General features: G+C 74.4%; 12 protein-coding genes. 9 read left to right on the forward strand and 3 right to left on the reverse strand.

Annotated features, from left to right (window positions below; translation table 11 throughout):
* Nucleotides 1-4 precede the first annotated feature (4 nt).
* Nucleotides 5-2,728 (reverse strand): AAA family ATPase, encoded by a 2,724-nt coding sequence (locus RM609_RS01305; protein WP_311607142.1) that lies wholly within the window; start codon nt 2,726-2,728, stop codon nt 5-7.
* Complete coding sequence (locus RM609_RS01310) at nt 2,715-5,681, reverse strand: helix-turn-helix transcriptional regulator (protein ID WP_311607143.1); 2,967 nt, start codon at nt 5,679-5,681, stop codon at nt 2,715-2,717. The genes RM609_RS01305 and RM609_RS01310 overlap by 14 nt, the downstream gene beginning before the upstream one ends.
* Nucleotides 5,682-6,009: 328 nt before the next feature.
* Here RM609_RS01310 and RM609_RS01315 point away from each other — a divergent pair, with 328 nt between their 5' ends.
* From RM609_RS01315 to RM609_RS01345, 7 genes are read left to right on the forward strand one after another with little or no spacing between them, the layout of a single operon-like run.
* Nucleotides 6,010-7,386, forward strand: coding sequence for a glycosyltransferase (locus tag RM609_RS01315; protein ID WP_311607145.1), 1,377 nt, complete (start codon nt 6,010-6,012; stop codon nt 7,384-7,386).
* Between the two features lie 14 nt (nt 7,387-7,400).
* On the forward strand, nt 7,401-8,459 hold the full coding sequence (locus RM609_RS01320; RefSeq protein ID WP_311607147.1) for a DegT/DnrJ/EryC1/StrS family aminotransferase: 1,059 nt from the start codon (nt 7,401-7,403) through the stop codon (nt 8,457-8,459).
* A 40-nt stretch (nt 8,460-8,499) separates the two neighbouring features.
* On the forward strand, nt 8,500-9,687 hold the full coding sequence (locus tag RM609_RS01325) for a cytochrome P450 (RefSeq protein WP_311607152.1): 1,188 nt from the start codon (nt 8,500-8,502) through the stop codon (nt 9,685-9,687).
* Nucleotides 9,687-9,881 carry a ferredoxin gene (locus RM609_RS01330; protein ID WP_311607156.1) on the forward strand — a complete coding sequence of 65 codons (195 nt, stop codon included), beginning with the start codon at nt 9,687-9,689 and terminating at the stop codon, nt 9,879-9,881. The genes RM609_RS01325 and RM609_RS01330 overlap by 1 nt, the downstream gene beginning before the upstream one ends.
* A gap of 58 nt (nt 9,882-9,939) precedes the next feature.
* The gene (locus RM609_RS01335; protein WP_311607157.1) at nt 9,940-10,698 is read left to right on the forward strand and encodes a thioesterase II family protein; all 759 of its coding nucleotides are present in this window, start codon (nt 9,940-9,942) and stop codon (nt 10,696-10,698) included.
* Complete coding sequence (gene pabB / locus RM609_RS01340) at nt 10,698-12,842, forward strand: aminodeoxychorismate synthase component I (RefSeq protein WP_311607158.1); 2,145 nt, start codon at nt 10,698-10,700, stop codon at nt 12,840-12,842. Before RM609_RS01335 ends, pabB begins: the two co-directional genes overlap by 1 nt.
* A gap of 16 nt (nt 12,843-12,858) precedes the next feature.
* A complete protein-coding gene (locus RM609_RS01345) occupies nt 12,859-18,060 on the forward strand; it encodes a type I polyketide synthase (RefSeq protein WP_311607639.1) in 5,202 nt (1,733 codons plus the stop codon).
* 128 nt (nt 18,061-18,188) lie between these two features.
* On the opposite strand, the gene RM609_RS01350 is transcribed toward RM609_RS01345, so the two are convergent.
* Entirely contained in the window at nt 18,189-19,058 is an 870-nt protein-coding gene (locus tag RM609_RS01350) for a N5-glutamine methyltransferase family protein (RefSeq protein ID WP_311607159.1), read from the reverse strand.
* 185 nt (nt 19,059-19,243) lie between these two features.
* Here RM609_RS01350 and RM609_RS01355 point away from each other — a divergent pair, with 185 nt between their 5' ends.
* Both RM609_RS01355 and RM609_RS01360 read left to right on the forward strand, forming a co-directional pair.
* Complete coding sequence (locus RM609_RS01355) at nt 19,244-20,248, forward strand: ATP-binding cassette domain-containing protein (protein ID WP_311607161.1); 1,005 nt, start codon at nt 19,244-19,246, stop codon at nt 20,246-20,248.
* Nucleotides 20,249-20,306: 58 nt separating this feature from the next.
* Nucleotides 20,307-21,170: an ABC transporter permease gene (locus tag RM609_RS01360; RefSeq protein WP_311607162.1), complete on the forward strand. Its 864-nt coding sequence runs from the start codon at nt 20,307-20,309 to the stop codon at nt 21,168-21,170.
* Nucleotides 21,171-21,248: the final 78 nt, after the last annotated feature.

Consider the following 21,248-nt stretch of genomic DNA (forward strand, 5'->3'; position numbering starts at 1 on the left):
GTGTTCAGTTACTCTCCATTCCCCGGACGAGGGCGCGCAGTTCGCCGCGCCCGCTGACGCCGAGCTTCTTGTAGACGCTGCTCAGCCGCAGTTCCACGGTGCGCCGGGAGACCGAGAGCAGCTCGGCGATGGCCCGGTTGGCGTGGCCCTGGCCGGCGAGCGTCGCCGTGTGCGTCTCGGCCTGGGAGAGGGTGGCCCACTCCCTCAGCCGACGGACGTCGGTCGGGGACGGCGCGGGCCCGCGGTCCCCGGCGAGCCGGCGCACGGTGTCCGCCAGTCTGCTGCTCGGGTGGGCGGTGATGAGCGCGGAGAGGTCGCTCGCCCAGGGGGCGGCGGCGGGCGGCTCGTTGCCCGTGCGCAGTTCGAGGGCGGCGAGGTCGGCGAGCGCCCAGGCGTGGGCCAGGCCGGCGGGTGTGTCGCGCAGGACGTCCACGGCGCGGCACACCTTGGCGGGCCGTTGCTCGCCGGTGGGCAGGGCGGCGTTCAGCTCGGCCCAGCCGATGGTGCCGGCGGCTCCCCAGCGGCGGGCCAGCGCCAGCTCCTGGGCGCTCAGGCGCCGGGCCTCGGCGTGCTCGCCGAGCGCGAGGGCGGTGCGGGCCGCGAGGGAACGCCAGGGCAGCAGCGCGGGGTTGACGTACTGCCGGCGCAGCAGGATCCGGCCGGTCTCGCGGAAGAGTCCCATGGCCTCGGGCAGGTCGTCGTCGGCGACGGCGACCAGGGCCCGGGCGAAGAGCAGATACGCCCAGGGGGCGCTGTCCTCGGCGCCGGCGGGGGCCGGTACGAAGGCGCAGGCGCGGGCCGTGTCCCGGTCGCCGTTCTCCAGGGCGACGGCGGTGCGGACGGCCGACAGATAGGGCGCGGTGGCGGGGTGCCAGCCGCCGGGCGGCAGGGAGCGCTCGGCCTCGGCCACGTACCGCTCGGCGTCGGAGAGCAGGCCCCGGCGCAGGCTCATCTCGGCGCGGACGGTGAGCACCCGGGCGACGCCGGCCCTCAGCCGGTCGCGGCGGACGTCGGCGAGCAGGGCGGCGATGCCGGCGTCGGCGGTCTCGTAGTCGTCGGCGAGGTAGAGGGCGCGGCAGGCGGCGAGGCGGGGCAGCAGGAGGGTGTCCCGGCCGGCCGGGGGGACGAGCGCCTCGCGGGCCAGCCGGAGCGTGCCGGCCAGGTCCTCGCCGTCGCGGGCCAGTTGCCAGGCCCGGACGCCGGCCTGGGCCGGGGTGCGGGGGACGCGGGGCAGGCGGGGGATCCGCGGGGTGCCGGGGTCCGTCTCCTCGCGCCAGCCGTGGTGGGCGGCCCAGTGCAAGGCGACGAGGTCGTCGTGCTCGGCGCCTTCGGCGCGGGCCAGGGCGTCGGCCAGCGCGTGGCCCACGCCGTGGGTGTAGCCGCGCAGGAGGCCGTGGTCGACGGCGCGCACCCGCCAGGCGGCGAGGGCGGGGTCCGGGTCGCGGGCGAGCGCGCCGAGCCGGCGGTCGGCGGCCTCGGGGGCGGTCAGGGCCTCGGTGGCGGCCAGTTCCAGTTCCAGCCGGGCGCGTTCGGCGGGGGCCAGGGGTTCGGCGAGGGCGCGGCGGAGGCAGGCGGCCGCGTGGGCGTGGTCCTCCCGGCGCACGGCCGCCGCGTGGGCGTGGCGCAGGGCGGGCACGACCCAGTCGCGGCCGGTCGGCGGGGTGTCCAGGAGGAGGCCCGCGAGGTCCTCGCCGGCCGTTCCGGCGCGGTGGGCCAGTTCGGCGGCGCGCTCGTACAGGGCGGCCCGTTCGCCGGCGGGCATGTCCGCGAGGACGCGGGTCGCGGTGGCGGGGTCGATGCCGGGCAGCGGCCGGCCGGGGGTGACGAGCCCGGTCGCCTCCAGGGCGGCCCACAGGGCGGGTTCGTCCTCGGGCCGGGTGCCGGTGAGCCGGCGGAGGGCGGGGAGGTCCAGGACGCCGCCGCTGGCGGCGAGGGCGCGCAGGGCGGTGCGTTCGTCGGGGCGGAGGGTGCGCAGGACGCGTACGACGTGGTCGGCGGCGGCCTCGGCGGCCAGCTCCCGTATCCGGGGTATGTGGGCGGCGACGGGCGGGTGTCCGCGCTGGGCCAGGCGGCGCAGCGCGTCCTCCAGTATCGCGGGGTTGCCCCCGGTGGCCTCGGCGGCGGCCCGGGCGAACCGGTCGTCGGCGGGCGTGCCGCCGCAGACGGCGGCCGCCATGGCGGCGGCGCCGCGTTCGTCCACCGCCGGGAGGACGAGCTCGGTGGCGCCACCGCCCATCCGGGCGAGGGCGGCGGAGAGCCGGGGCGGGGTGCCGTAGGTGCTCATCAGCAGCACCACGGGGCCTCGCGGCCGGTCGGCGAGGGCGGCCAGCAGGCGCGCGGAGTCCGGGTCGGCCCGGTGTACGTCCTCGACGACGACGAGGGTGGGGCGCGCGCGGACGGCGGCCGCCAGCAGCTCGCCCGGGCCGTCTGCGAGAGCCTGCAGCGGCTCGTCCCGGCCGTCGGCCGTGGTCGTCCGGCTCTCCAGGAGCGCGCCGGTGAGGGCGTGCGGCACCGTGGTGGCGGCCGGGGTGGCGCGGGCGGTCAGGACCTGGAGGCCGCGCCGCTCGGCGGCGTCGGCGGCCCAGCGCAGCAGGGCGTGCCGGCCGTGGCCCGGGGGGCCGGTCACGACGACGACGGCGGAGCCGCCCCGTTCCAGGCGTGTCAGCGCCGAGGTCAGTCGTCCCCGGGCCCGGCCGTAGTGCGCCAGGAGGGGATCAACGAGCGGCACGGGCGGGCCTCCCGTAGGCCACCATGGGCATTCCGGCGGGGGGTTCGGGCGGGCCGTCGGGGGGCAGCGCCGAGGCGAGGGCGGCCCGGTCGCCGACCCCGAGCTTGCGGTACACGCCGGTGAGGTGCATCTCCACGGTTCGCACGGTGACGAACAGCGCTTCGGCTATCTCGCGGTTGCTCGCCCCGGCGCGGGCGAGGGCGGCGACCTTGCGTTCGGTGCGGGTGAGGAGGTCGGTGCGGGACCCGGTGGCCTTGCGCATGCGTCCGCCGGCGGTGACGAGGCCGCCGCGGGCGGCCTCGGCGAGCGCGAGGGCCCCGCACTGGCGGGCCAGGCCGACGGCGGTGCGCAGGTGCTCGCGGGCGGCGGGCTGGTCGCCGGCCGCGAGCAGGGCCCGGCCCAGGTAGTACTCGGCTCGGGCGTGTTCGGCGCGGGCGGGGGAGCCCGCCAGCCACTCCACGGCCTCGGTGTGGAGGACGACGCCTTCGGGACCGGGGGTGGTCAAGGCCAGGGCATGGGCGGCGAGTCCGAGGGCGCGCGGGGTGCCCCAGGACCGGGCGGGGCCGGTCCAGCGCTCGGCGAGCTCGCGGGCCTCGCCGGTGCGGCCCAGGGCGGACAGCTGGCGGACGGCGTGCACCCACCAGGGGTGGAAGACGGCGTTGGCGACGCCCGTCGCCGCCAGGGCGTCCCCACAGGAGAAGAGGAGCGCGACGGCGCCCTCCCGGTCGCCCAGCCCCCGCCGGGCGCGGGCCCGGGCCATCAGGTAGGCGGGCTGCTCCAGCACATGGCCGTCCAGGTCCCGCGGTTCGATCCGGGCGAGGGTCTCCTCGGCCCGCCGGGGCTCGGCGTGGTCTACCAGGGCGGTGGCCAGCACGATATGAGGCAGCGTCAGCTCGGCGCACTGGGCATCCTCCGCCGTCAGGCCCATGGCGGTGCGGGCGTCGGCGAGCGCGTCGGGGATCGCGCCGATGCCGTGCAGCACGAGCGAGCGGGCGGTCAGGGCGAGGGTGTACACCCGGGCCTCGCCGTATTCCTGACCCTGGGTCAGGACCTGGTCCAGGGCGGTGAGCGCGTCGTCGACCTCGTCGGCGAGGGCGAGCGGGAAGGCCGCGGCGAAGGCGGCCCAGCCGCCGGGCTCGACGCCCGGGGAGCGCAGGGCCCGGCGGGCCTGGACGACCGTCCGCTCCGCCGAACGGCCGTCGAGGGCGGTCAGGATGCTCATCATGGCCGCCTTCTGCCGCTGGGCGGGGGTGTCGCCGTGGGGCAGCGTCATATGCGCGGCGCGGGCGCGGACGGCGCCGATCGTCTCCCGCCGGACGATCCCGGCGAGCAGCAGGACCGACTCCAGGAGCGCGGCCAGCTCACGGTCGGCGGGGCCGGTACGAGGACCGGTCCCGGCGGCGAAGGCGGCCAGGGCCTCGTCGAGGACGCGGACGGCGTCGGTGAACCGGCGCAGGGCCACGCAGGTCAGCCCGTACTGGGCGGCGACGGCCGCCTTCGTGCGCGGGTCGGTGGGCAGCGCGAGCGCCTCCTCGAGCAGCGGGAGGGCCTCCTCGGGGTTGATCTCGGCGAGCGCCCGGGCCAGTTCGGTGCGGGCGGACAGGTCGTCCGGTTCCGCGCGGAGCACGGCGTGGAGGTAGCGGGCCGCCGTCTTGTGGCCGCCCCGGGCGGCGGCGCGCGCGGCGGCGTCCCGCAGGGCGGAGGCCATCCAGGGCGGTACGGGGCCGGGCAGCCGCAGCACGTGTTCGGCGATCTCCTCGGCGGGGCGGCCGGCGTCGCTGAGCAGCAGGACGGCCCGGGTGCGCAGCGCGGTCAGCTCCGGGTCGGCGAGCGGGGCGAGGACGGCGGCGCGGGTGGCGGCGTCCACGAGGCCGGCGTGGCCGGGGGCGACGAGGCCGGCGCGGCGCAGCGCGGTCAGGGCGTCCTCGACGAGGGCGGTGGTCACGCCGGCGAGAGCGGCGACGCGCTGCGGTTCGTCCTCGCCGAGCACGGCGAGGGCCGTGGCGACGTCGCGGACCCAGCCGGGCTGGTGGCCGAGCCGTCGGTGGGTGGTCGTGGCGGTCATGGCGGCGCAGAGTTCGGCGGCGCGGCGCGTGCCGTGCTCGTCGGGCGCGATGCCCTCGGCGCGCAGGGTGCGCAGGGCGTGGGTGAGGGTGCGGGGGTTGCCGCCGGAGGCCGCCGCGAGGTGTCCGGCGAAGGCGGGGCCGACGGGGGTGCCGAGGATCCGCCGGGCGAGCTCGGCCGATTCCGCTTCGGTCAGCGGGCCGAGCGGGAGGACGGTGGCGCGGTGGGGTGCGCCGACGGCGGCCAGGGCGTCCCCGGCGAGGGGTTCCGCTTCGGGGCGGTGGGCGAGGACGACCAGCAGCGGCAGGCGGTGCTCGGCGCGGCGCAGCAGGAAGTCGAGCCAGCGCAGGGAGTGTTCGTCGGCGTGGTGGGCGTCGTCCAGGACGAGGGTGAGCGGACGGTCCGTCATCAGGTTGCCGGCGAGGCGGTACAGGCCGTGGAGGACCTGGTGGGCGGGCGGGGCGGTCGTCGCGCGGGGGGTCAGGGCGGGCAGGGCGTGGTGGGCGCCGCCCCGGAGGAGGTGGGAGGGGCCCGCGCCGGTGAGCCCCAGGGGGCCGAACAGGGCGCGCACCGCGCCGTAGGGGGCCGTGGCGGCGCCCTCGGGTATCTCGGGCATGCCGTCGGGCAGGCCGTCGTAGGCGGTCGGGGCGCGGTGCGCGGCGGGTTCCCGGCCGCAGGCCGCGTAGAGGGTCCGGGTGCCGCGGGCCGCCTGGTCGTCGAGGAAGGCGCGCAGCAGGCGGGTCTTGCCGATGCCGGAGGGGCCGCTGAGCAGGACCGCGTGGGCGTGGCCTGCGTGGGCGGAGGCGGCGCGGGCGACGAGCGCCGCCAGCTCCCCGCCGCGACCGGTCGGCGACTCCTGTAAGCCGCCGGCGCGCGGGCGGTGCAGCACGGTAGTTCTCCTCACGCCCCTGGGGGGATTCGGCGCTCAGACATCGCATTCCGCTCAAGTCCCGCCAAGGTGGATCTTGCGGCACCTCGTCAGGTCTCTTGTCACTCTAGAGTGTTTTGTATGACTAGGGGTTCCACTTGCTCGAACTCCTGGACATTAGAACCTCTTCCCATCTTTGCGTGGTAAAGGAAGTTGCCCGGCGCGTCGCGTCCGGAAGGAGTCTAAGGATTTCCCGGGACGTGGCATGAGATCACAGTGCGGGGAGGCCGTCCGGCCAGCCCGGGGCACCCCGTGCCCCGCCCCTGCGGCCACCACTGAAAGGGATGCCATGGACTCCGCGCGACGGCCGATCCTGTTCGTCAGTCTTCCGGAGAGCGGGCTGCTCAATCCGCTGCTCGTGCTGGCGGGCGAGCTCTCCCGGCAGGGCGTGGAGGACCTGTGGTTCGCCACCGACGAACCGCGCCGCGAGGACGTGGCGGGGATCGTCGAGCGCTCCCCGGTGGAGTTCGCCTCGCTCGGCGAGGTGATCCCGGAGCTGTCCGCCGTGACCTGGGACGACGAGGTCTACCGGGAGGTGACGCAGTCCTCCCGCTTCCGGGCGCACCGGGCCGTCATCCGGCAGTCCTACAAGCCGGCCCTCCAGGCGGGGAAGTTCCGCAAGCTGGAGGCCGTGGTCGACAAGGTCCAGCCGGCGCTGATGGTCGTCGACTGCATGGCGGGCTTCGCCGTCGACCTGGCCATCGCCCGGGACATCCCGTTCGTCCTGAGCGTCCCGTTCCTTCCGAGCAATGTCCTTACCTCGCTCAACCCGTTCGCCAAGGGCCACACCCCCAAGGACTTCCCGGTCCCCCACTCCGGGCTGCCGCGGAAGATGACCCCGGCGCAGCGCCTGAGCAACGAGCTGTTCAAGTACCGGACCCTGGCGATGTTCTTCAACCCGGCCATGGGCAAGGTGCTCCAGGAGGACACGCGGATCCGCAAGGAGCTGCGCATCCCGCCGCCCAACCCGATGACCAGGATCGACAAGGCCGAGCTGGTCCTGTGCAACTCCATCGCCGAGCTGGACTACCCCTTCCCGGTCCCGGAGAAGATGCGGCTGGTGGGCGCGATGATGCCGCCCCTGCCGGAGACCCCGGACGACAAGGACGTCCGCACGTGGCTCGATGCGCAGTCGTCGGTCGTCTACATGGGCTTCGGCACCATCACCCGGCTGACCAAGGACCAGGTCGGCGCGCTGGTGGAGGTGGCCCGCCGGCTGGAGGGCGAGCACCAGGTGCTGTGGAAGCTGCCCAAGGAGCAGCAGCACCTCCTGCCGTCGGCGGACTCCCTCCCGGCCAACCTCCGCATCGAGAGCTGGGTCCCCTCCCAGCTCGACGTCCTCGCCCACCCCAACGTCAAGGTGTTCTTCACCCACGGCGGCGGCAACGGCTTCCACGAGGGCATCTACTTCGGCAAGCCCCTGGTGGTGCGCCCCCTGTGGGTGGACTGCTTCGACCAGGCCGTACGCGGCCAGGACTTCGGCATCAGCCTGACCCTCGACCGGCCCCAGACCGTCGCGGTCGACGACGTCGTCGACAAGCTCACCCGGGTGCTCGGCGACCCCTCGTTCCGCGAGAACGCGGAGCGGCTGGGCGCCCTCCAGCGCGCGGCGGGCGGTCGTGAGACGGCCGCCGGACTGGTCCTCGGTCTCCCCGCGCTGGCCTGATCAGAGAGGAACCCATGTCGTTCAAGTACCCCGTCTCCCGCCCCGCGCTCGACGGCAAGGAGCTCGAGTACGTCACCGCCACCATCGGCGACGGCTGGATATCGTCCCAGAGCCCCGTCATCCAGCGGTTCGAGCAGGCCTTCGCGGACTGGAACTCGGTCGCCCACGGCGTGGCCTGCTCCTCCGGGACGGCCGCCCTCACCCTCGCCCTGCGGGCCCTGGGCGTCGGCCCCGGCGACGAGGTGATCGTCCCCGAGTTCACCATGATCGCCTCGGCGTGGGCGGTCACCTACACCGGAGCCACCCCCGTCTTCGTCGACTGCGCGGACGACCTCAACATGGACGTCGGCCGCATCGAGGAGAAGATCACCCCCCGCACCAAGGCGATCATGCCGGTGCACATCTACGGCCGGCGCTGCGACATGGACGCGATCATGGACATCGCGTTCCAGTACAACCTCCGGGTCGTCGAGGACTCCGCCGAGGCCCATGGCGTCCGCCCGGTGGGCGACATCGCCTGCTACTCCCTCTTCGCCAACAAGATCATCACGGCGGGCGAGGGCGGCATCTGCCTCACCGACGACCCCAGGCTCGCCGGCCAGCTGGCCCATCTGCGCGCCATGGCCTTCACCCGGGACCACAGCTTCCTCCACAAGAAGCTCGCCTACAACTTCCGGATGACCGGGATGCAGGCCGCCGTCGCCCTCGCCCAGGTCGAGCGGCTGGACGAGATCCTCGCGACCCGCCGGGAGATAGAGAAGCGCTACGACGAGGGCCTCGCCGGCATCCCCGGCATCACCCTGATGCCGCCGCGCGACGTGCTGTGGATGTACGACCTCCGCGCCGAGCGCCGCGAGGAGCTGCGCGCCTTCCTCGCCGAAGCGGGCATCGAGACGCGGCTGTTCTTCAAGCCCATGAGCCGCCAGCCCGGCTACCTCCACCCCGACTGGCCCTCGCTCAACGCCAACCGGTTCGCGGAGGACGGCTTCTACCTGCCCACCCACACCGGGCTGACCGCCGCCGACCAGGACTTCATCACGGGCCGGGTCCGCGAGTTCTACGACGCCGGGTGACCGGCCCCGCAGGCAAGCCACGAGGGAATGAGTTTCCGACATGACGCACGCCGACCCGATGGTGGTCGACTTCCCGCTGCGCAAGCCCGGTGAGGCCTTCCCGCCTCCCCGGTACACGACCTACCGCGAGCAGGAGGGGCTGGTCCTCTCCTATCTGCCCAACGGCAACAAGTGCTGGCTGGTCACCCGGCACGAGGACGTCCGCGGCGTCTTCACCAACCCGAAGATCAGCTCCAACCCGGACCACAAGGGCTTCCCCAACATCAGCGAGACCATGGGCGTGCCCCGGCAGGAGCAGATCCCGGGCTGGTTCGTGGGGATGGACTCCCCCGAGCACGACCGCTTCCGCAAGGCGCTCATCCCGGAGTTCACCGTGCGACGGGTCCGGGCCATGCGCCCCGCGATCGAGGAGACCGTCGACAAGCTCATCGACGAGCTGCTCGCCTCCGGGAACTCCGCGGACCTCGTCGCCGACTTCGCGCTGCCCGTGCCCTCCCTGGTGATCTCCGCCCTCCTCGGAGTTCCCCCGGTGGACCGCGACTTCTTCGAGTCCCGCACCCGCACCCTGGTCGCCATCCGCTCCTCCACCGACCAGCAGCGCGACACCGCCACCAAGGAACTCCTGCGCTACATCAACCGGCTCATCGACATCAAGTCGAAGTGGCCCGGGGACGACCTGGTCAGCAGGCTGCTCGCCACCGGCACCATCGCCCCCCACGAGCTGTCGGGCGTCCTGCTGCTCCTGCTGATCGCCGGCCACGAGACCACGGCCAACAACATCGCGCTGGGCGTGATGACCCTCCTCCAGAACCCCCAGTGGATCGGCGACGACCGGGTGGTCGAGGAGACGCTGCGCTTCCACTCGGTCGCCGACATCGTCTCCCTGCGGGTGGCCGTCGAGGACGTCGAGATCGCCGGGCAGCTCGTCCGGGCCGGCGAGGGCATCATCCCGCTGGTGGCCGCCGCCAACCACGACGAGCAGGTCTTCTCCTGCCCCCACGCCTTCGACCCCTCCCGCACCGACCGCCACCACGTGGCCTTCGGCTACGGCATGCACCAGTGCCTCGGGCAGAACCTGGTGCGCGTCGAGATGGAGATCGCCTACCGCAGGCTCTTCGAGCGCATCCCCACCCTGCGGCTGGCCGTCCCCGTGGAGGAACTCGCCTTCAAGCACGACGTCGTACTCTTCGGGCTGCACGAGATGCCCGTCCAGTGGGAGAGCTCCTGATGCGTATCACCGCCGACAACGAGCGCTGCATCGGCGCGGGCCAGTGCGTGCTGACGGCCCCGGCCGTCTTCGACCAGGACGAGGACGGCCTGGTCACCGTTCTGACCACCGAACCCGGCGCCCAACTGACCGACGCCATACGGCGGGCGGGCGATCTCTGTCCGTCCCGGGCCATCACCGTGCACGAGGACTGACGCACGGAACGCCCGGCCGCCGTGCCGTCCCACCCCCACCGAGAAAGGACCCGAGCCCTTGAACAGCGCGGACAACGACCTGGCCCTGTGGGCCCGGCGCTACCACCCGGCCACGACCGCCACCACCCGGCTGGTCTGCTTCCCCCACGCGGGCGGCTCGGCCAGCTTCTTCCACCCCGTCTCGGCCCGGTTCGCCCCCGGCGTCGAGGTCATCGCCCTTCAGTACCCCGGCCGCCAGGACCGCCGCCACGAGCCCTGTATCACCGACATCGCCACCCTCGCCGACCGGATCACCGACCGGCTCATGGAGCTGGACGACAAGCCGACGGTCTACTTCGGCCACAGCATGGGCGCGGTCCTCGCCTTCGAGGTGGCCTGGCGACTGGAGCAGAAGGGCGCGGCGTCCGCCCCCAGGGCCGTCATCGCCTCCGGCCGCCGGGCCCCCTCCACCTCCCGCCCCGAGACCGTGCACCAGCGCGACGACGACGGCGTCATCGCCGAGCTCAAGCTCCTCAACGGCACGGAGGCCGGGGTCCTCGGCGACGAGGAGATCCTGCGGATGGCCCTGCCCGCGATCCGCGGCGACTACACCGCGATCGAGACCTACCGCTGCCCCGAGGACCGCGTCGTCCGCTGCCCCGTGACCGTCCTCACCGGCGACGCCGACCCCCGAACCTCCCTGGACGAGGCCAAGGCCTGGGAGCGGCACACCGAAGGGGACTTCCGGCTCGAGGTGTTCCCCGGCGGCCACTTCTTCCTCACCGGCAATCACGTGGCCGTGAACGCCGAGATAGCCCGCGAACTCGGGAAACACTGATGCGCACGCTCCTCGTCGACAACTACGACTCCTTCACCTACAACCTCTTCCACTACCTGTCCGAGGTGAACGGCGAAGAGCCCGAGGTCATCCACAACGACGACCCGGCGTGGCGCCCGGAGCTGCTCGGCGCCTTCGACAACGTCGTCCTCTCCCCCGGCCCCGGCACCCCCCACCGGCCCGCCGACTTCGGGTTCTGCGCGGAGATCGCCGCCGAGGGCCGGATACCCGTCCTCGGCGTCTGCCTGGGCCACCAGGGCATGGCCCTGGCCCACGGCGCCCGTGTCGGCCGGGCGCCCGAGCCCCGCCACGGCCGGGTCTCCCCCGTCCGGCACGACGGCACCGGCCTCTTCGAGGGACTGCCCTCCCCCCTCGACGTCGTCCGCTACCACTCGCTCGCCGTCACCGACCTCTCCCCCGACCTCGAACCCACCGCCTGGTCACCGGACGGCGTGGTCATGGCCCTGCGCCACCGCACCCTCCCGCTGTGGGGCGTGCAGTTCCACCCCGAGTCCATCAGCACCCAGGGCGGCCACCGCATCCTGGAGAACTTCCGGAAGCTGACGGAACTCCACCAGCGCGCCACCAACACCCCCCGCGCCGCCACGAGAACCGCACCGAGAACCGCCCCCGCCGCGGCGGACCACGCCCCCGCCCGGCGGCTGCGCGTACTGGCCGAGAGCCTCCCCACCCGCTGGGACCCCGAGGTCGTCTTCGACCGGCTCTTCCGCACCGGGAACCACCCCTTCTGGCTCGACAGCAGCCGCACCGGCGGCCCCCTCGGCGAACTCTCCGTCATGGGCGACGCCTCCGGCCCCCTCGCCCGCGTCGCCACCGCCGACGTCGCCCGCGGCACCGTCACCGTGACCGCCACGACGGAAGGCGCCCGGACCGTGCCCGGCGACTTCCTGACCTGGCTGGAGGAGGACCTGCGCGCGACCCGCGCCGAAACCCCCGGCCTGCCCTTCGACTTTGCCCTCGGCTGGGTCGGCTACCTCGGCTACGAGCTCAAGGCCGACTGCGAGGGGAACGCGGCGCACCGGCCCGCCGAACCCGACGCCGTGATGGTCTTCGCCGACCGCGCCGTCGTCTTCGACCACCGCACGGACACCACCCACCTGCTGGCCCTCGCCGAGGACACCGACGAGGCCCCCGCCCGCGCCTGGCTGCGGACCACCGCCGGCCTCCTCGCCGGGGCCGCCGGCCACACCCCCGGCCCCTGCGACCCGCCCGTGGAGCCCGGCACCACCGGGATCCGGCTGCGGCACGACCGCGACAGCTACCTCAAGCTCATCGCCGAGTGCCAGGAGGAGATCAAGGCCGGCGAGACCTACGAGGTCTGCCTCACCAACATGATCGAGGCGGAGGCCGACCTCGACCCCTGGCAGGCGTACCGCTTCCTGCGCCGCACCAGCCCCGCCCCCTTCGCCGCCTTCCTGGGCTTCGCGGACCTGTCCGTCCTCAGCACCTCCCCGGAGCGCTTCCTGCGCATCGACCGGGACGGGCTGATGGAGTCCAAGCCCATCAAGGGCACCCGGCCGCGCGGCGGTTGCGCCGAGGAGGACGCGGCCCTCGTCGCGGAGCTGGCGTCCTGCGAGAAGGACCGCGCCGAGAACCTGATGATCGTCGATCTGGTCCGCCACGACCTGGGCCGGTGCGCCGAGATCGGCTCCGTCACGGCGTCCCCCGTCTTCCAGGTGGAGTCCTACGCCACCGTCCACCAGTTGGTGAGCACGGTCCGGGCCAGGCTCCGGGAGGACGGCTGCGCGGTCACGGGCGTACGGTCCGCGTTCCCCGGCGGCTCGATGACGGGCGCGCCGAAGATCCGCACCATGCAGATCATCGACCGGCTGGAGGACGGCCCCCGCGGCGTCTACTCCGGGGCCATCGGCTACTTCTCGCTGACCGGCGCGGCCGACCTGAGCATCGTCATCCGCACCGTGGTGCTCAACGGCGGCAACCTCCGCTACGGCGTGGGCGGCGCGATCATCGCGCTGTCGGACCCGGAGGCGGAGTTCGAGGAGACCGCGGTGAAGGCCACGCCGCTGCTCAAGCTGCTCGGCGCCGAATTCCCCGGGCGCGCGCCCGTGACCCCCATGACCGCCGTGCCGGCCCCGGCCGGGGACCCCGGCGCCCTCATCTGAACCTCCGGGAGTGACGATGCCCGTCCGCACCACCGACTACACGATCGACCCGCCGGCCGGTTCCCCCGGCGCCCTGGGCGGCTTCACACTCCCGGACGTGTTCCAGGCCGCCGTGAACGCCGCCCCCGACGCGGTGGCCCTCGTCGACGGGGACCGCTCCCGGACCTGGCGGCAGTGGCACGCCGACGTCGACGCCCTGGCCAGGGGCCTCCAGGAGCTCGGGATCGTCCCCGGCGACGTGGTGGCGGCACACCTGCCCAACAGCTGGGAGTTCCCCACCCTCCACCTGGCCGTCGCCGCCGTCGGCGCCGTGCTGCTGCCCGTCCACCAGGGCAACGGCCCCAAGGACGTCCACGCCCTGCTCAGCCGGGTGGAGCCCGCGCTCGCCGTGCTCCCCGCCGCCACCCAGGACGGCGGCGAGCACGAACTGACCGTCCGTCACCTCCTGCGGACCGTGCCCTCCCTCGGGACCGTCCTGCTCACCGGGGCGGCCGGCGAGGCGCAGGACGAGCCCGGCACGGCCCGGCTGGACACCCTGCTGGCCACCTGGTCGGGCAGCGCCCCCCACCCCGTGGCCGTCACCCCGGACATGCCGTTCGTGCTCATCCCGTCCTCCGGCACCACCTCCGCCCGGCCGAAGATCTGCCTCCACAGCCACGACGGCCTGCTGTCGAACACCTCGGCCGTCACCGCCGAGGCCCCGGAGGCGTTCGCCCGCGCGGTCGTCACGGCCTGCCCCCTCACCCACCTCTTCGGCCTCCAGTCGCTCCACTCGGCGCTGTTCGCCGCCTGCCGGCAGGTGCTGCTGAGGTCCTGGGACCCCGACCGCTTCCTCGCCCTGGCGCGGGAGGCCGACCCGAGCGTCGTCTTCGCCGTACCCGCGCAGCTCCACGACGTCGTCACCCGCCTCGCGGAGACCGGCGAACCGGCCGGCTTCCGGCCCCACGAGGTACGGACCGCGGGCGCGGCCGTACCGGGCGCGCTCGTCACCGGCGTACGGGCCGCGCTCGACTGCGCGCTCGTCGTCGTCTGGGGAATGTCCGAACTGGGCACCGGCACCCGCACCGGCGCCGACGACCCCGCCGACGTCGCCACCCGCAGCGTGGGCCTGCCGACGAGCGGCGCCGAGGTCCGCGTCGTCGACGAGGACGGCCGCGACTGCCCGCCGGGCACGGTCGGCGAACTGCGCTACCGCAGCCCGGGGATGTTCCGCGGCTACTACCGCGATCCGGAGCTCACCCGCGCCGCCGTCACCGACGACGGCTGGCTGCGCACCGGCGACCTGGCCGTCCTCGGCGGCGACGGGCGGGTCGCCTTCCACGGCCGGTCCGCCGAGATCGTCAACGTGGGCGGCCGGAAGTTCAACGCCACCGAGATCCAGGGCCTGCTCGCGGACCTCCCCGGCGTGGGCCCCCTCGCCGTCCTGGGCGTACCGGACCCCCGCCTCGGCGAATACCCCTGCCTGGTCGTCACCGAGAAGGCCGACCCCTCGGTCGGCCTCGCGGAGGTGACGGACTTCCTGCTGCGGCGTGGCGTGGCCGACTACAAGATCCCGCTGGAGCTGGTCACCGTGCCGGAGCTCCCGCTCACCCCCGCCGGCAAGCTCCACCGCCGGGCGCTGGAGAAGGCGCTCGCCTCGGGCGAGATCGCCCGCGGCCCGGTCTGTGACGGCCCGGACCGGCGGCCGTGCACCGTCGAGGAGGCCCTGGACCTCGTCCGCACATGCGTGGCCGACGTGCTCGCGCACCTACCGGCGGACACCGTCCCCGCCGAGGTGACCTTCCGCGACCTGGGCCTCGACTCGGTCCTCGCCATCCGGCTGCGCAATCTGCTCCAGGAGGCGACGGGGCTGCCCCTGCCCACCACCCTCGCCTTCGACTTCCCCACACCGCTCGCCGTGGCACGCGCCCTGACCGGCCACCCCGACGAGGAGGCGGCACGGCAGGCCGTCCCCGCGCGGGGCGCGGACCCGGAGGAACCCATCGCCGTCATCGGCATGGCCTGCCGGCTGCCGGGCGGGGCGCACTCCCCCGAGGAGCTGTGGGCCCTCCTCGCCGACGGCACCGACGCGGTCTCCGGCTTCCCCACGGGCCGCGGCTGGGACCTCGACCGGCTCTTCGACGCCGACCCCGAGCACTTGGGCACCACCTACGCGCGCGAAGGCGGCTTCCTCCACGACGCGGGCCACTTCGACGCGGGCTTCTTCGGCCTCTCCGACCGGGAGGCCCTGGCCACCGACCCCCAGCAGCGACTGCTGCTGGAGACCTCCTGGGAGGCCCTGGAACGGGCGGGCATCGACCCGACGGCCCTCAAAGGCACCCGCACGGGCGTCTTCACCGGCGCCATGTACCACGACTACGCCACCGACCGGACGGGCGCGGCGGCCGGGCTGGAAGGGCTGCTGGGCATCGGTACGGCCGCGAGCGCGCTGTCCGGCCGCATCGCGTACGCCTACGGCTTCGAGGGCCCGGCCCTGACGGTCGACACGGCCTGCTCGTCCTCGCTCGTCGCCCTGCACCTGGCGTGCCAGTCCCTGCGGTCCGGCGAGTCCTCCCTGGCCCTGGCGGGCGGTGTGGCCGTCATGGCGACACCGGCGTCCTTCGTGGAGTTCTCCCGGCTGCGCGGCCTGTCCCCCGACGGGCGCTGCAAGTCCTTCGCGGACGCCGCCGACGGCACGGCCTGGTCCGAGGGCGCGGGACTGCTCCTGCTGGAGCGGCTCTCCGACGCACGACGCAACGGTCACCCGGTGCTGGCCCTCGTCCGGGGCTCCGCCGTCAACCAGGACGGCGCCTCCAACGGCATCACCGCCCCCAACGGCCCCTCCCAGCAACGCGTCATCCGCCAGGCCCTCGCCAACGCCGGACTCTCGGCCCGGGACGTCGACACCGTGGAGGCCCACGGCACCGGCACGGCCCTCGGCGACCCCATCGAGGCGCAGGCGCTGCTGGCGACGTACGGCCGGGACCGGGACGCGGACCGGCCGCTGTGGCTCGGGTCCGTCAAGTCGAACCTCGGGCACGCGCAGGCCGCGGCCGGCGTCGCCGGCGTCATCAAGACCGTGCTGGCGCTGCGCCACGGCGTCCTGCCGAAGACGCTCCACCTCGACGAGCCGTCCTCCCATGTGGACTGGTCGGCGGGTGCGGTGGAACTGCTGACGGAGGCGCGCGCCTGGCCCCGGGAGGACGGGCGGACGCGCCGGGCGGGAGTCTCCTCGTTCGGGATCAGCGGCACCAACGCGCACGTGATCCTGGAGGAACCTCCGGCGGACGCCGTGACGCCCGCGGAACCTTCCGGTGCGGACGGGCCGGCCGCCCCCTGGGTCCTGTCCGCCCGTACGGACGCGGCCCTGCGCGCCCAGGCGCTGCGGCTGGCCGAGTACGCGCGGGCGAACCCCGCCCTGCCGGCCCGGGACATCGGCTACTCCCTGGCCACCACCCGGGCCCTGCACGGCCTGCGGGCCGTCGTCACCGGCTCCTCACGCGAGGAACTGCTCGCCGCCACCGCCGCGTTCGCGAGCGGCGAGCGCGCCCCCGGCGCCGTACGCGACGAGAGCGCGCCCGGCGATCTGGCGTTCGTCTTCACCGGTCAGGGCAGCCAGCGCCTCGGCATGGGCCGCCGGGCCGCCGCGGCCTTCCCCGTCTTCGGCGCGGCGCTGCGCGAGGTCTGCGCCGCCCTCGACCCGCTGCTGGAGCGGCCGCTCACCTCGGTGATGTGGGCGGCCCCCGACTCCGAGGAGGCCGGGCTCCTCGACGACACCGCGTACGCCCAGCCGGCGCTGTTCGCCGTCGAGGTCGCGCTCCACCGGCTGTTCACCTCGTGGGGGGTGGTCCCGGACCATCTGGTGGGCCACTCGGTCGGCGAGATCACCGCCGCCCACGTGGCGGGGATACTCGGTCTGCGGGACGCCTGTGCCCTGGTCGCGGCCCGGGGCAGGCTGATGGGGGCGCTGCCCCCGGGCGGCACGATGGTGGCGGTCCGCATCGCCGAGGACGAGCTGACGCCGTGGCTGGCCGGGCTCGACGGCACCGTGTCCGTCGCCGCGGTCAACGGCCCACGCTCGGTGGTGCTGTCGGGAGCGGAGGGCCCGCTCACCGGGCTCGCCGACCGGCTCGCCGCCGCCGGGCACAAGACCCGGCAGCTCGTGGTGAGCCACGGCTTCCACTCGCCGCTGATGGAGCCGATGCTCGCGGAGTTCCGGGAGGTCGTCGAGGGCCTGTCCTTCGCCGCGCCGTCCGTCCCGGTCGTCTCCGCCCTCACCGGCCGCCTCCTGACCGCGGAGGAGGCCCGCGACCCCGGCCACTGGGTGCGGCACGTACGGGAGCCCGTGCGGTTCAAGGACGCGGTCGACCGGCTGCGGAGCGGGCCGGCCGCGACGACGTGCTTCCTGGAGCTGGGCCCGGACCCGGCGCTCACGCCGATGATCGACGAGTGCGTCCAGGCCACGACCGTCCGGCCGGGGGCCGTCACGATCGTCCCCACGCTGACGACCGGTCAGGACGAGGCGCGGGCCGCGCTCACCGCCGCGGCCCGGCTGCACGCCCACGGCGCGTCCGTCGACTGGCGGGCCGTGCTGCCGGCGGCCGTGCCGGTGGCCCTGCCGACGTACGCCTTCCAGCGCCGCGAGTACTGGGTGACCTCGGCGGCGGCCACCGCTCCCCCGGTGCCTGCCGTGGTGCCCTCGGTGCCTTCCCTCGGCGATGACGGTGGCGCGTCGCCGCTGCGGGACCGGCTGGCCGGGCTCGACGGGCCCGAGCGGGACGAGCTGCTCCTGGGCCTGGTCCTGGCCGAGGTGACCGCCGTGCTCGGCGGGCGCGGGCCATGGGGCGAGGAGGCCAGTGCGCAGCCCTTCACGGAGATGGGCGTCACGTCCGTGAACGCGATCGAGCTGCGCGGACGGATCACGGAGGCGACCGGCGTCCGTCTCCCGGCGACGCTGGTCTTCGACCACCCCACCCCGGACGCCGTCGTCGCCCTGCTGCGGGAACGCCTGGAGGAGGCCGCGACGCGGTCCCCGCGCGGGGTGGCCGGCCTGGTCGACGAGCTGGAGTACCTGCTCTCCACGGGTGTCACGGTCAACGCGGAGACGGCGGCCCGGCTGCGGGCCCTCGCGACCCGCTGGGGCCCGGAGGACGCGCCCGAGGCCGACGCGCCGGAGAGCGGGCTGGACCTGGACTCGGCCAGCGACGAAGAGCTGTTCCGGCTGATGGACGGGGGGTGACGGGCGCCCCCGACGTTCGGGGCGGTGGGTGCGGTGGCGGCCGACAGGCCGTGGGCGACCCGATGGGGCCGCCGGCTCCGAGGTTGTGCGCCGGCACCCGTTCCCGAGGCCGGCGCACCCTCAGCCGGCTATGCGCCGGCCCGGCGGGCCATGGAGTACAAGGGCCAGCCGTCGTGGTCGGCACGGCTGGACACGTCCGTGAACCGGCCGCTCGCCCGCAGCAGTTCGGGCACGGACTCGCCGTGGACGTGCCCGTGCTCCACGACGAACCCGCCGCCCGGCCGCAGCAGCCGTTCGGCCGCGGCCACCACGTGCCGGATGACCCGCAGCCCGTCCGGCCCGCCGAAGATCGCCTGCCGGGGCTGGTGGGTGCCGAACTCCGGGGGCACCTCCGCCCCGTCCGGCATGAACGGCGGGTTCGCCACCACCAGGTCCACCCGTCCCGTCAGCTCCTCCAGGAGCCCGGGGCGGGTGACGTCCGCCTCGTGCAGGACGATCGGGGTGTCACCCGACTTGATACGACGCTCGCGGTTGCGGCGGGCGAAATCCAGCGCCAGCGCGTCGAAGTCGACGGCGTGGACGGTGGCGTCGGGCCGCCGGTGGGCCAGGGCCAGCGCGATCGCGCCCGAGCCGGTGCACAGGTCGGCCACGAGCGGCGCGGAGACGTCCGCGACGGCCTCCAGCCCGCTCGCGAGCACCAGCTCGCTGTGCGGGCGGGGGACGAACACCCCGGGGCCCACCGCCACTTCGATGCCGCCGAGTTCGGCGAGGCCGGTCAGATGGCCCATCGGCGCCCCGTCGGCCCGGCGCCCCACCAGTCTGCGGAACTTCGCGGCGACCCGGTCGTGCGGCTCGAAGTCCGCGGCCAGCTCGCCCACCTTTCTGCCGAGCACATGGGCGGCGATCTCCTCGACCTCGCCCCGCGGGGACGGATGCCCCGTACGGCGCATGATCGCCACCGCCTCGTCCAACAACACCTCGAGGTTCTCTCGTGCCATGGCTCCTCCATCTGCCCGGCCAACACTCGACGTACGCCGAAGCAGCAACCATGCACCCGACAGCCCTAGGTGAGACCCGAGACTTTTCGTGTTACGGCCGGTGGCCGGTCAACTCCCGTGTCCCGCATGCTCGCTGTCTAAAACACGGCGTTTTCGCCACCTCACCCACCTGCGGGAGATCAGCCATGAGTGGGCTCACCGTACCTGTCGAAGCCCCGATGGCCGGGGACGACATCATGATCGAGACCGAGGACGTCGGCAAGGTCTTCGGCTCCGTACGCGCGCTGGACTCGGTGAACATCGCCGCCCGGCGCGGCACCGTCCTTGCACTGCTCGGACACAACGGCGCGGGCAAGACAACCCTCGTCAACATCCTCGCGGCCGCCGTGCCGCCCAGCTCGGGCCGGGCCAGAGTGGCCGGTTTCGATGTCACGCGCGAACCCCGGGAGGTCCGCCGACGCGTCGGCCTGACCGGCCAGTTCGCATCGGTCGACGCCCAGCTCAGCGGACGGGAGAACCTCGTTCTCATCGCCCGGCTCCTCGGCGCCGACCGTAGATCCGCCCGGGCCAGGGCCGACGAACTGCTGGAGCTCTTCGGGCTCCAGGACTTCGCGACCCGCCGGCCGGGCACCTACTCCGGCGGCCTGCGCCGGCGCCTCGACCTCGCCGCGAGCCTCGTCGGCCAGCCGGACGTCATCTTCCTCGACGAACCCACCACCGGGCTCGACCCGTCCAGCCGGCTGCGGCTGTGGGAGATCGTGGAGGGGCTCGTCGCCCAGGGCACCACGGTCCTGCTCACCACCCAGTACCTCGACGAGGCGGACCGGCTGGCGGACTCCATCGCGGTGCTCTCCGCCGGCTCCGTCATCGCCGGCGGCACGGCCGCCGAGCTCAAGGCCACCGTCGGCCAGCGCACCGTCACCGTCACCCCCGACCCGGTCAACGGCCCGGACGCCGCCGCGGCGGCCCTGCGCCGGGCCGGGCTGGAACCGGTGCCGGACCGGGAGAACGGCACGGTCGTCGTCGCCATCGAGGCGTCGAAGGACATCGCGGCCGTCATCAGGGCCCTCGACCAGGAGGGCATCGAGGCGACGGAACTGTCCTTCGGCGAACCCAGCCTCGACGACGTGTACCTGGCCCTGGCCGACCAGCAGACCCGCCCCCGGCCGACGGCACCGGCCGCCCTGTAGCCCTCTCACATATCTCGAATCCCTATACGTACATGCTCATGTTCACCGTGGAGACTCCATGACCGCACCGCTCACCCGGACCCCGGAGGACCGCACGGCTACGCCGAGCGCCACCGCCCCCGGGCCGCCGGGCCCCACCGCCTGGTCCGGCAGTTCCATGCTCGGCCAGGTACGGGTGCTCACCGGCAGATCCCTCCGGGCGATGGCGACCGACCCCGGCACGGTTCTGTTCGGCCTGATCCAGCCCGTGATCATCCTCTTCGTCCTCACCCAGGTCTTCAGCAAGATGGGCCACCCGCCCCACTTCCCCAAGGGCGTCAGCTACCTCGACTTCGTCCTGCCGGCCGTCCTCGTGGACAACGCGGTCCAGTCCGCCATGCAGAGCGGCGTGGGCCTCGTCGACGACCTCAAGAACGGCATCGTCGCCCGGCTGCGCTCCCTCCCCATCCACCCCAGCTCGCTGCTCATCGCCCGCAGCATCTCCAGCCTCGTGCGCAGCGCGATCCAGGTCGTCATCATCCTGGTGCTGGGCATCACCGTGCTCGGCTACTCCCCCAAGGGCGGCGCGGGCGAGCTCGCCGCCTCCGCCGGGCTGACGCTCTTCATCAGCTGGACGCTGGGGTGGGCGTTCATCGCGGCCGGCGCCTGGCTGCGGCGCGCCGAACCCATGCAGAACCTCGCGATCATCGCCATCTTCCCCCTGATGTTCGCCTCCAGCGCCTACGTGCCCGTCGACGACCTGCCCTCCTGGCTCCGGGTGGTCGCCGAGATCAACCCCCTGACCTACGCCATCGACGCCACGCGCGCCCTGGCCCTCGACGTGCCGGGCGCGGATGCCGCGCTGCCCGCGGTGCTCATCAGCGGCTGCATCGCCGCCGCGGGCGCCGTGGCCGCGGTGCTGGGCTTCCGGCGTCCGCTCTGACGCATACGCGTACGACGCCGCCCGTACCGGAATCCGGTACGGGCGGCGTTGTTCTGTGAGCGCCTCGGGGCGTCGGCG

The sequence above is a fragment of the Streptomyces hesseae genome (assembly GCF_031845785.1).
In the GTDB taxonomy this organism is placed as follows: domain Bacteria; phylum Actinomycetota; class Actinomycetes; order Streptomycetales; family Streptomycetaceae; genus Streptomyces; species Streptomyces hesseae.